This is a genomic window from Nocardioides sp. CFH 31398 (assembly GCF_022436705.1).
In the GTDB taxonomy this organism is placed as follows: Bacteria; Actinomycetota; Actinomycetes; order Propionibacteriales; family Nocardioidaceae; genus Nocardioides.
On record NZ_JAKUHT010000002.1, the window covers coordinates 56,033 to 67,558 of the forward strand.

Sequence of the window (11,526 nt, forward strand, 5' to 3'; positions counted from 1 at the left end):
CCACAACTTACTGAGGGTCAGATTCGGACCTTCAGCATAGGGCCGACCTGCCGTGTACTGGGTCCATGCTGAGTGACTCACAACCGCACGAGGTGGATCTCGACGTCGATCGCTTGAGCCTTCTGGACAGCACCGTGGTCAGTGACGCCCTCGACGGCCTCGGCCTGCCGGGTGGTCTGGGTGGTATTCGTCCGACCTGGGGCGCACCACGCTTCGTAGGCCGCTCGCGCACGGTCGCGCTCGAAGTGGACGCGGGGGGTCCGCCGGGCCCTCATCTGGCCACGTCCGCCATCGCGACCGCCCGCGCCGGTGACGTGATCGTGATGGCGAACGGCGGGCGTCTCGATGTTTCCTGCTGGGGCGGCATCTTGTCGCTGGGCTCGGTGCAGCGCGGCATCGTCGGGGTCATCGCCGACGGGGCCTGCCGCGACGTCGCGGAGGCAGCGGAGGTTGGGTTGCCGGTCTTCGCTCGGGGTGTCAGCCCTCGCACGGCTCGTGGTCGGCTACGGCAGCGGGCGACGGGCGTGCCCGTGATGATCGAGGACGTGACCGTCCACGAGGGCGACCTGGTGCTCGCCGACGATTCCGGCGTGGTGTTCGTGCCCGCAGACCACGCCGATCGGGTTCTCGCTGCCGCTGAGGTCATCGTCGAACGGGAGGCCTCGATCTGCACCGACGTACGCGCCGGGACCCCGATCGACCACGTCATGCACGACGCGCGGCTCGCCGGTCAGTCGCAAGCCAGCGACTCGATCAGTGGCGCCAAGGCCACTGGCGCCGCGGTCAGTGGCGCCTGTCACGAGGGAGGACGCGACCGATGAGCGAGACACAGGCCAGCCCGCTGGCGGCCATCCCCACCGCGTCGATCTCTGATGCCCTGGATCGCCTCGGGCTGCCCGGCTCCATCCAGGGCCTCGCGGGGTTGCGTGACCGACAGCGCGCCAGCGGGCCCGCTTTCACCGTCGCCTACGAGCCCGTCGACGATGACGGCGGCACCGTCGGGGACTTCCTCGACGACGTGCCGACTGGGGCAGTGGTGTTCATCGACAACGCGGGACGTGTCGACTGCACCGTGTGGGGCGGGATCATGACCCAGGTAGCCGCTCACAACGGTGTAGCAGCGACGGTCGTCCATGGGGTGTGCCGCGACGTCGCAGTGACCGCGAGCACCGGCTACCAGATCTGGTCGGCGGGACGTTTCATGCGCACCGGGAAGGATCGGGTGCGGGTGGCTGCGGTCCAGCAACCGCTACGGGTGGACGGCGTGACGGTCCGTTCGGGCGACATCGTGTGCGCCGACGACGACGGAGTTGTCGTCGTGCCGATCGAGCGGTGCGCCGAGGTCGCGACCCTCGCCGCGCAGATCGAACAGGTCGAAGCAGACATCGTCACCGCCGTCGGTGAGGGGTCGAGCCTTCACGACGCACGTCGCAGCCACGGCTATCACTCCCTCCAGACGACCAACGCGACCGGCCACATCAGCGACATCAGCGACATCAGCGACATCAGCGACGGGGAGGCCCAGTGAAGACCCCCTCACCCGGGCCTACCCGGGCCACGTCAGCCGGGCCAGCACGCGGTCACACCGCGGCCACCTTGTACGAGGCCGCGGTCGCGGCCACCGGGCCGGGCAGGTACGCGATGGACAGCGGCATCAGAGAGGCCTGGCCCGGCGCACGGGTGGCCGGACCAGCGTTCACCGTCCAGGGCGCGGGAGGAGACAACCTCGCCCTGCAACGGGCGATCCTCGCAGCACCGCCCGGGTCGGTCCTGGTCGCAGACGTCGGCGGCGCCGACTGGGGGCATTGGGGCGAGGTGCTCGCCGTCGCCTCCCGAGCACGCGGGATCGCTGGACTCGTCATCGACGGCGGCGTCCGCGACACCGTCGAGATGGCCGAACTGGACTTCCCGGTCTTCTCCCGGCACATCAACGTGCGCGGCACCCGCAAACTCTTCCCAGGCGTCCTGGGCGTGCCGGTCCACGTCGGCGACACCGTTGTGCACGCCGGTGATCTGATCGTCGGTGACGTCGACGGCGTCGTCGCGATCGCAAACGACACCGTCGTCAACGTCCTCGACACCGCCGACGCGAGAGCGGCCAAGGAGGCCGACATCATGAAGCGGCTGCGGGCCGGTGAGAGCACCCTCGACATCTACGGCCTCACCGGGGCAGCGCGTGACTGAGTCCGACAACCCCATCTTCCAGATCGCCGACCGGGCGGCAGCGCTGCGCGCGACAGGCGTGGACGTCATCACGCTCGCCGCCGGGGAACCCGACCTACCGACCGCAACACACATCGTCGACGCCGCCGTCGACGCCGCCCGCGACCCCCGGAACCACCGCTACGGACCCGCGGGCGGCCTTCCGGCCCTCCGCAGCCGCATCGCCGACGACGGCCACCCCGACCACATCACCGCCGACAACGTCCAAGTCACGGTGGGCACCAAGCACGCACTGCACCTCGCGCTGAACGCGCTCACGAGCCCCAGGGACGACGTCCTCGTGCTGCGCCCCAGTTGGCCCGGACACCTCGGCGCCGTCGACTCCGTCGGCGCGACCGCTGTGCAGGTCGACGTGGACCAGGACGGCCTGGCCTCAACCACGGCGCTGGAGGCGGCACGGACACCACGGACCCGCGCCGTCGTCATCGCGAACCCCTCCAACCCATCGGGCGTGCTGCACGAGCGAGGCCTGCTCGCCGACCTCGCCGCCTGGTGCGTCGATCACGACATCTGGCTGATCAGCGACGAGGTCTACGGCGGACTGACCTTCGACACCCACCGCTTCTCAGCGAGCAACGTGGTCACGGATCCCTCGCGGCTGATCGTGGTCGACGGCGTGTCGAAGGTCCACGCGATGACAGGGTGGCGCGTCGGGTGGCTGATAGGACCGACCCATGTCGTCGCGAACGCGCGCCGCCAGGTCTCGGCCACCATCACCCACGTCTCGACCATCCCTCAGCACGCGGCACTCGCCGCGTTGAGCACTCCGACCGCGGTGCACGCGACGACCATCGAGGGATACCGGACCGCCCGAGACCTCCTCGTCGGCCGACTGAACACCATCCCTGGCGTCGAGTGCCCCACCCCAGCGGGCGGCATGTTCGCCTTCCCCGACATCCGCGAACTCCTCGACGACCGCCACCCCTCGTCCGCATCGCTCGCATCGCGGCTGCTGGAAGATGCCCACGTCGCCGTCGTCCCCAGTGAGGTGTTCAACGCCGAAGGCCGACTGCGGATCAGTTTCGCCGTCGCCCATGAACGCCTCAGCCACGCAGCCGAGCGCCTCGTCCGCGCACTCACCGAAGGACCGACCTGAGATGACCCAGCCGTCCTGGACACAGCAGACGCTCGATCTCAGAGTCGACGGTGTCGACCTGCACATCTCCACCATCCAGGCCGCTGGCCCGGCTCCAGTGGTGTTCCTGCACGGCTTCGGCTCCACCAAGGAGGAGTACGCCGACTTCGCGAACTATCCGGGCCTCGCGGGCTCGGGGTTCCTGGCCTACGACGCGCCGGGCTTCGGCGGTTCCACCGCCTCCGACTACTCAGTGGTGTCCATCCCGTTCCTCGTCGACGCCGCCCTCGCCATCCTCGACGCCACCCACATCGACCAGTTCCACGTCGTAGGCCACTCCATGGGAGGCCTCACAGCACTACTCCTCGCCGACCGGGTCCCCCAGAGAGTGCTCAGTTTCACCGACATCGAGGGCAACCTCGCACCCGAGGACTGCTTCCTCAGCCGCCAGATCGCCACCCACCCCGCCAACGACCCCGCATCGTTCCTCACCCAGTTCGCAGCGAGATCACGACGATCAGTCGAGTTCTCCAGCGCCCTGTACGGCTCACGCGTCCTCACGACCGTCGACCCGCACGTGGTACGGCCCGTGTTCGAGTCCATGGTCGCCCTGTCAGACAGCGGCACCCTGCTCGATACGTTCACAGGTCTGTCGATGCCGCGAATGTTCATGCACGGTCAACAGAACGCCCACCTCTCCTACCTCACCAGTCTGCGCCGCAGCGGGGTGAATATCGCCGAGATCGAACACAGCGGACACTGGCCCATGTACTCCAACCCGCCTGCCATGTGGGCCGCCCTCGCCGACTTCCTCGCACTCCACGAGGAACAGTCAGACGCCTGAAGAGAACGGTCCGCCGCCGCGTCGGCAACGGTGGCCCGAGGCGGTCCAGTTCCGGAGACCAGGGCGAGCACGGCGGCCTGAATAGGCCACAGAACTAGTTCCCGGTATCCACTCCGGCGCGTTTCGGAATCAGAAACCCGCAAGCGCCTACGTTTCTCCGGTGCCCGGCTCGACCGAGCCCCGCGACTGGGCCAAGCAGCCGGAGTTGTTCGGCCGCTACCCGCAGATCGAGTGGCGCGAGGCGGACCGCCTGGACGACCAGATCGGCCTCGACGCCGCTCGCACCCAGCACGACATCACCTACCTCGCTCGGCAGATCCGCCAGCACCGGCGCCTCGGGCCCTGGAAGGACCTCGCCGACAAGACCGGTATGTCGGCGTACCAGTTGACCAAGGTGCTCCGCGGCCAGGCGCACCTGTCGCTGCGCCACGCCGCCGGGCTAAGCCGGGTACTCGGACCGCTACTGGTCGGTGGGACTGAGGCGCGTCAGATGCTGGCCGAGAGGGCTGACCGGGAGCGGCGTGGGTGACGGGCGGGAGCCGAAACCCGCTGATGGCGCTGCCGCGGTCGTCTTTCGGGGCATAGGAAGATGTCGTATCGCACAGACCTGAGATCAGTCGGCGTACTGCCACCGGCCGACGCGACCTACGAGAGGGAAGGGGGGTCGGCCTAGTGAGATGTCGCCGCATCCGGTTCGACGGCTACCGGCGTCTGTCGAAGACGGACTGCGACGTGAACCCGCGCATCCTGGCCTTCGTCGGCCAGAACGAGTCCGGGAAGTCCTCGGTCCTCTCCGGCCTGGCGTGGCTGACCGAGGACGACGAGACGCCGCTCAGCCCCTTCGACTACAGCCGCGCCAAGCAGCCCAAGCGGACGTCCGGGTGGATCGTCAGCGCGGACTACGAGTTCGACCACGAGGACCTCGCGGTCCTCGAACCGCTCGGTTTCGAGTCCACTCCTCAGCGAATGTCGCTGTGGAAGCAGGCTGACGGACGACTACACGTCATCTTCGAGGACCCGCGCGAGCCGAACCGCGACCCGGCCCCGTTCGCCGCCGCCCTCGCCGCCCTGGAGGCATCCAGGACGAGGCTGACCCGCCAGATCGAGAGCGCTGCGCCCGACCACGACGAAGACGACAGCCCCGCCACCTGGTTCGCGACCCTCGCGGGGCTGCTCGCTGACACCGAGAAGGTCTGGGACGCCGACGATCGGCAGGCTGCCGACGATCTGGTCACCTGGCTGGAGACGACACCAGACAGCGGGAAGAGGCCGCGTGACGCCAAGTCGGCCGGTCTGCTGCGCGATGCGATGGCGGTCGGGGCGGTCGAGCACCCCCGGGAGGCGGGGCTCCGCCTCATGAGGGCGCGGGTGCCGAAGTTCGTGCTCTTCGGGGAGGACGACCGCGATATGCCCACCGTCACCGCCATCAGCAACGAGCAAGCGATCGGCGCCATGCGCCCGGCTGTTCGCAACCTGCTCGCCGTCGCTGATGTGGACCCCTCCTCGCTGTGGGCCGCGCATGCAGAAGGCGACTCCGGAGAGGTCCAGACCCTCCTTGCCGAGGGAAACGCCCTGCTGGACACCTTCTTCGGCCAGGCGTGGAACCAGTCGAACATCTCCGTGCGTCTTGACCTCGACGCCTCCGGCCTGCACGCCCACGTCTACGAGATCGACAGCCGCCGATTTACGCGCATCGAGGAGCGCAGCGACGGCCTGCTGGCCTTCGTCGCACTGGCCGTCTTCCTGGAGGCACAGCACCTCGACATCCCCCCGGTCCTCCTCATCGACGAAGCCGAGACGCATCTGCACTTCGACGCGCAAGCCGATCTCGTCGGTGTGCTGCTGAAGCAGATCGACGCCTCGCAAGTCCTCTACTCCACCCACTCACCCGGCTGCCTGCCCGGCGACCTTGGGACCGGCATCCGCTTGCTGCGCCGCAACGGCGCTGCCAGCGAGATCCACTCCCACTTCTGGACCAACGAGGCGCCCGGCTTCGGACCACTGCTGTTCGCCATGGGCGCCGGAGCGGCGGCATTCTCGGTCTGCCGCTGGGCCGTCCTGGCCGAGGGACCGTCCGAGATGATCCTGCTCCCAACCCTGCTGCGGCTCGCTACCGGACTAGACGACCTGCCGTACCAGGTGGCCCCCGGCCTCTCGAACGCCCGCGCGTACGGCATGGAGGTAGAGGAGGTGGCGGCACGCGTCGTCTACCTGGCCGACGGCGACGCCGACGGCCAGCGGTACCTCCGCGAGTTGAAGTCGAGCGGGGTGGATGAGCAACGACTCTTTCAACTCCCTCCAGGGACCGCCCTCGAAGACCTCCTGGATCGCGAGTTTTACCTCGGAGTCCTCGCCAAGATGCTCCCCGACGACTCCCCGACTCCCGACACTTCCGCGATTAGCGCCGATCAGACCATCTCGCGATCGCTCCAGCAGTGGGCGGCGGCGCAGAAGCCGAAGGTCAAGTTGCCCGGCAAGGTCGCGATGGCCTACGCCGTGCTCGATCAGCAGGAGATCGTCCTCGACAAGAACGCGGCACAGGTGCTGCGGGAACTGCACGGCGACTTCGAGGCGTCGCTTCGCGCTAACGCGACAGCCCAATCTAGCGGCAGATAGCCGCCCGGCGCTGCCGCAGCACGACGAGCAGTTTGTCGTCACCTCTGCGACGCCTGAGGTTCGTGGCGGCGGCGGTCACTTCAACCAGCGCCGACTAACGCGGCGCGAGAACAGCGCGGCCGCCGCGATGAGACAGAGGACGACCGCGCCCAAGCCCACGGTCCAGGCCAGCGGGCGCCAGTCATGTGCGTAGAGCACTTGGCCCGAGGCGCTCTCGCAGGCCCACGTGGTCGGGCCTGCGGGGGTGGGACCAGAGAACGGGCCCAACTTGGCCACCAGTCCCCTGGTGACGCAGAAGTCTGCGAGATACGAGCCGAGGCCGACACTCCACAGCGAGACAGTCGCCCCGCATCCGACCACGCAGACCGTCCACGCCGCCAGGACCAACTCGGGCCTGTAGCCATACGTGCTCACGCGTCCCACACTCACACGCGACGCCCGGGCGCTGGGTTGGGCCCATGGGATTTTTCGTGGAACCGGTGTGGGAACAGCGCCCGTGGCCGCCCGCCTCGCCGCAGGTCAGCCGGTTTCACAAACGGCCCACCACCACCTCGAGGGCCCGTGAGCAGCGAAGACGTTGCGCGCGGGCCCTTCGTCGTCGGTGGGCATGCCCCTCCGGGTGGCCACGGAGGTGGACGAGCGCTCGCAGCGCAGCGCCGGCGGCCGGCCCCAGGCGCCGCACGGTGTGGGCCCGGGGAGCGGGTCGACCCTACGATCGCGGTCATGGCGACGCCGACCATCCGTGACGCGGAGGAGGCGGACGGTGCCGCGTGCGCCGCGATCTACGCGCCCTACGTGACCGACACCGCCGTCACCTTCGAGCTCGAGCCGCCGAGCGACGCCGAGGTCGCCGCCCGGATCCGAGCGGCGCGAGAGGACCACGCCTGGCTGGTCGCCGAGGACGACGGTCTGGTGAAGGGCTACGCCTACGGGTCCAGGCATCGGGCGAGGCCGGCCTACCGGTGGGCGTGCGAGGTCAGCATCTACCTGGCGCCGGAGTCTCGTGGCCAGGGCGTCGGGCGCCTCCTCCACCAGCACCTCGTCGACCGGTTGACCGCGATGGGTTATCGCAACCTGCTCGCGGGCACGGCTCTGCCGAACGACGCGAGCCTGGGACTGCACCGCGCCCTGGGGTTCACGCCCATCGGCGTCTTCCGCGCGGTCGGATGGAAGCACGGGCGCTGGCACGACGTGCAGTGGTCGCAGCGACTGGTGGGCACCGGCGAGGCCCCGGCCGTCATCCACGGCGCGGGCGATCTCGACGGCCGAGGTGGGGCCTAGGCGCACCACCGACGCCGCGGGGCAGCCCGGCGCCTTCCGTCGGTCCCGCGAGTGCACGGGTGTGCATGGGCCCCTCGGGCGTCGGGCACGAAGCTCCCCGGCGATGATTTCCACCGTCGCCACAGCGCGACGGGTCATTGGCGGAGACCAGGAGCACGCCATGAGCACCCCCAGCAGCCCCATGCCCCCCGCCGGCGGCGGTCCGTCGATGGCCCGCCCGAACCCCGTTCACGCCCCTGGCGGTCCCGGTGGGCCCGGGCACTCGTCGACGTTCACCCCGCCCGCCGGTGGCCCGGGACGGGACGTGGACCGAGAACGTCCCCGCCGACTGAGTACGGAGACCAAGGCCTCGACGAAGACGACCGAGCTCGCCGCCTACGTGCTCGTCGTGCTCGCCGTCGTCATCACCGCGCTCGTGGTCGACGGGGAGGGTGACGGCGACCCGTTCGGCGCCAGTGAGGCGCTGCGGTACATCACCTACCTGACCATCGGCTACATGGTCGCGCGCGGCCTGGCCAAGTCCGGGAGCCGCGACCCCTACGACGCGTAGGCCGTGCCGGCGCCCGGGACCGGACGCCGGGCCGGTGACGACACGCCACCGTGGACACCGGGACCGCCCCTGCTCAGGCCTCGGCCCGAGCGGGGGCGGAACCGTCTCGACCGGCATCTGCCGCGGGGCTGTGGTGCCGCGGACCCCCGCCCGTGGCGTGTGACCAAGCCGTAACCCCGCGTTACATGGGGCGGAGGGCCGACGTCAGGAGGCGGCGCGGGCGCGGAGGGCGAGGACGGCGTCGGCGTGGGCCAGGGCGGCGCGGACGTGGCCCTCGAGGGTGTCCCGGGCGCCGCGGACGGCGCCGAGCGCGAGGACGGCGGCGTCGTCGGCGCCGATGGCCTCGTCGAGCGCGGCGGACCGCAGGCTCGCGTCACCGTGGATGGCGGTCGCACCGTCGTAGGCGGCGGCTGCGGCCTCGCCGGCGCGGCGCGCGAGAAGGCGGCTGGACGTGCTGATCATCGGTTCCCCCCGGATCCGTGGTGCGCGGACCCCCCGTCCACGCCCTCTCAGGATAGGGCCAGGGACCGGCCGCCGACAGCAGCTCGCCAGAACTCGGTCAGCCCACCGTCGCCGGCACGTCGCCGTACAGCGTCGTGCGCTGGCGCAACGGCCTGCCGGCCTCGGCCGCGATGGCGGCGAGGTCGTCCGGGGTGAGGCCCTGGCCGTGGCTCGCGCCCGCGGCGCGGCTGATGTTCTCGTCCATCAGCGTGCCGCCGAGGTCGTCCACGCCGGCGGCGAGCAGCTGCCGGGTGCCCACCTTCCCGAGCTTCACCCACGACGCCTGCACGTGGCGGATGTCGTCGGCGTACGCGATGCGGGCGACGGCGTGCACGAGCACCACCTCGCGCCACGTCGGGCCGCGCCGGGCGCCGCGCTTGAGGTAGATCGGGGCCGCCATGTGCACGAAGGGCAGGCCGACGAACTCGGTGAAGCCGCCGGTCTCGCGCTGGACCTCCCGCGTCCGGAGCAGGTGGCGCACCCAGTGGTGCGGCCGCTCGACGGAGCCGAACATCATGGTCACGTTCGACCTCAGCCCCACCGAGTGGGCGACGCGGTGGACCTCGAGCCACTCCTCGGTGGTGATCTTGTCGGGGCACAGCACGGCGCGGACCTCGTCGTCCAGGATCTCGGCGGCCGTCCCGGGGAGCGACCGCAGGCCGGCGTCCTTCAGGCGCAGCAGGTAGCTCTCCAGCGACTCCTCGAGCCTCCGCGAGCCCTCCAGCACCTCGAGGGCGGTGAAGCCGTGGATGTGCATGCCCGGCACCCGCTCGTGGACGGCGCGGGCGACGTCGACGTAGAAGTCGCCGTCGAACTTCGGGTGGATGCCGCCCTGCAGGCACACCTCGGTGGCGCCGAGGCCCCACGCCTCCTCGCTGCGGTCGGCGACCTCGTCGAGGGTCAGCAGGTACGGCGCGCCGCGCAGGTTCAGCGACAGCGGCCCCTTCGAGAAGCCGCAGAAGGTGCACTTGAAGGTGCAGACGTTCGTGTAGTTGATGTTGCGGTTCACCACGAACGTCACCTCGTCGCCCACGACGCGGCGACGGATCCCGTCGGCCACCTCCGCGACGGCGGCGACCTCGGTGCCGCGGGCGGTGAAGAGGGTCTCGAGCTCCGCGGCGCCGACCTCCTGGCCGGCGCGGACGCCGTCGAGCACCTCGGCGACCGGGCCCCGGACCCCGCCGGGGCGTGCGGGACGCAGCGCGACCGGGTCCGACCCGGAGCCGGAGAACCAGGCGGTGGAGCGGCGTCCGACCTGGATGACCTCGGCGCCGGTGCCGACGTTGGCCGCGTCGGCGTGCTTCTCCGGCCACAGGGCACCCGGGTCGTCGCGGCCGAGCAGGTCGGCGTCCGCGCGGTCGAGCACCGGGAACCGCAGGGCCGGGTCGAGCCAGCGATCGGGCCGGGCGGCGTACGCCGGGTAGATCGTCAGGCGGGGCGCGAGCTCGTGCCCCGCGGCCTCGGTGGCGTCGCGCAGGACGTCGAGCGAGGGCCACGGCCGCTCGGGGTTCACGTGGTCGGCGGTGACGGGGGAGACCCCGCCCCAGTCGTCGATGCCCGCGCCGAGCAGCCCGGCCAGGTCCTCGGGCTCGGACAGGTTCGGCGGCGCCTGCACGTGGACGTCGTCCGGCAGCACGAGGCGGGCGAGCGCGACGGCCCGCAGGTGGTCCTCCGGGGGGCACGGTGCGGCGTCCCGCATCGCCGTGCCGGGCTTGGGCAGGAAGTTCTGGACGATCACCTCCTGCACGTGGCCGTGCGCGTCGTGCGACTCGGCGATCGCGCGGAGGGCCTCGAGGCGGTCGGCCTCCGTCTCGCCGATGCCGACGAGGATGCCGGTGGTGAAGGGGATCGCGAGCTCCCCGGCGGCGTCCAGCGTCGCCAGGCGGCGGGCGGGCACCTTGTCGGGCGCGCCGCGGTGCGCGGCGAGGTCGCCGCGCAGGCTCTCGAGCATCATCCCCTGCGACGCGCTCGAGCGGCGCAGGGTCGCGAGGTCGGCGGCGTCCAGCGCGCCGGCGTTGGCGTGGGGGAGCAGGCCGGTCTCGGCGAGGACCAGCGCGGTGGCCTCGGCGAGGTAGTCCACCGTCGTCGCGTGGCCGCGTGCCGCGAGCCACTCGGCCGCCGCGGGGTAGCGCAGCTCGGGCGCCTCGCCGAGCGTGAACAGCGCCTCGTGGCAGCCGGCCGCCGCCCCCTGCTCGGCGATCGCCAGGACCTCGGCGGGCTCCAGGTACGGCGTGTGCGCGGTGCGCGGCGACTCCGCGAAGGTGCAGTAGCCGCAGCGGTCGCGGCACAGCTTCGTCAGCGGGATGAAGACCTTCGGGGAGTAGGTCACCCGGGTCCCGAACAGCGCGTCGCGACGCTCCGCGGCTCGGGCGAGCAGCTCGGAGGTGGGGAGCCCGACCAGGGCGCTGAGCTCGGGGGACGTGAGCGCCGTCATGG

General features: G+C 71.0%; 11 protein-coding genes. 9 read left to right on the forward strand and 2 right to left on the reverse strand.

Going from position 1 to position 11,526, the window contains the following annotated elements; genetic code table 11:
- Window positions 1-65: 65 nt before the first annotated feature.
- The 9 genes from MJ876_RS02050 (at window position 66) to MJ876_RS02090 (ending at window position 8,589) form a co-directional block, all read left to right on the forward strand.
- Window positions 66-821, forward strand: a complete 756-nt coding sequence (locus MJ876_RS02050) for an RraA family protein (protein WP_240234384.1) — start codon at window positions 66-68, stop codon at window positions 819-821.
- Window positions 818-1,528, forward strand: coding sequence for an RraA family protein (locus tag MJ876_RS02055; RefSeq protein ID WP_240234385.1), 711 nt, complete (start codon window positions 818-820; stop codon window positions 1,526-1,528). Before MJ876_RS02050 ends, MJ876_RS02055 begins: the two co-directional genes overlap by 4 nt.
- 113 nt (window positions 1,529-1,641) lie before the next feature.
- Window positions 1,642-2,184: an RraA family protein gene (locus MJ876_RS02060; protein ID WP_240234386.1), complete on the forward strand. Its 543-nt coding sequence runs from the start codon at window positions 1,642-1,644 to the stop codon at window positions 2,182-2,184.
- Window positions 2,177-3,319, forward strand: a complete 1,143-nt coding sequence (locus MJ876_RS02065) for an aminotransferase class I/II-fold pyridoxal phosphate-dependent enzyme (protein WP_240234387.1) — start codon at window positions 2,177-2,179, stop codon at window positions 3,317-3,319. The genes MJ876_RS02060 and MJ876_RS02065 overlap by 8 nt, the downstream gene beginning before the upstream one ends.
- 1 nt (window position 3,320) lies before the next feature.
- Window positions 3,321-4,142, forward strand: a complete 822-nt coding sequence (locus MJ876_RS02070; protein ID WP_240234388.1) for an alpha/beta fold hydrolase — start codon at window positions 3,321-3,323, stop codon at window positions 4,140-4,142.
- A gap of 160 nt (window positions 4,143-4,302) precedes the next feature.
- Window positions 4,303-4,671: a helix-turn-helix transcriptional regulator gene (locus tag MJ876_RS02075; RefSeq protein WP_240234389.1), complete on the forward strand. Its 369-nt coding sequence runs from the start codon at window positions 4,303-4,305 to the stop codon at window positions 4,669-4,671.
- 203 nt (window positions 4,672-4,874) lie between these two features.
- Window positions 4,875-6,758 (forward strand): AAA family ATPase, encoded by a 1,884-nt coding sequence (locus MJ876_RS22070; protein WP_240234390.1) that lies wholly within the window; start codon window positions 4,875-4,877, stop codon window positions 6,756-6,758.
- A gap of 723 nt (window positions 6,759-7,481) precedes the next feature.
- The gene (locus tag MJ876_RS02085) at window positions 7,482-8,039 is read left to right on the forward strand and encodes a GNAT family N-acetyltransferase (RefSeq protein ID WP_240234391.1); all 558 of its coding nucleotides are present in this window, start codon (window positions 7,482-7,484) and stop codon (window positions 8,037-8,039) included.
- Between the two features lie 304 nt (window positions 8,040-8,343).
- Window positions 8,344-8,589, forward strand: coding sequence for a hypothetical protein (locus MJ876_RS02090; RefSeq protein WP_240234392.1), 246 nt, complete (start codon window positions 8,344-8,346; stop codon window positions 8,587-8,589).
- 204 nt (window positions 8,590-8,793) lie between these two features.
- On the opposite strand, the gene MJ876_RS02095 is transcribed toward MJ876_RS02090, so the two are convergent.
- Together MJ876_RS02095 and MJ876_RS02100 are read right to left on the reverse strand one after the other, a co-directional pair.
- On the reverse strand, window positions 8,794-9,051 hold the full coding sequence (locus MJ876_RS02095; RefSeq protein ID WP_240234393.1) for a hypothetical protein: 258 nt from the start codon (window positions 9,049-9,051) through the stop codon (window positions 8,794-8,796).
- A 97-nt stretch (window positions 9,052-9,148) separates the two neighbouring features.
- Window positions 9,149-11,524, reverse strand: a complete 2,376-nt coding sequence (locus MJ876_RS02100) for a bifunctional FO biosynthesis protein CofGH (protein ID WP_240234394.1) — start codon at window positions 11,522-11,524, stop codon at window positions 9,149-9,151.
- Window positions 11,525-11,526: the final 2 nt, after the last annotated feature.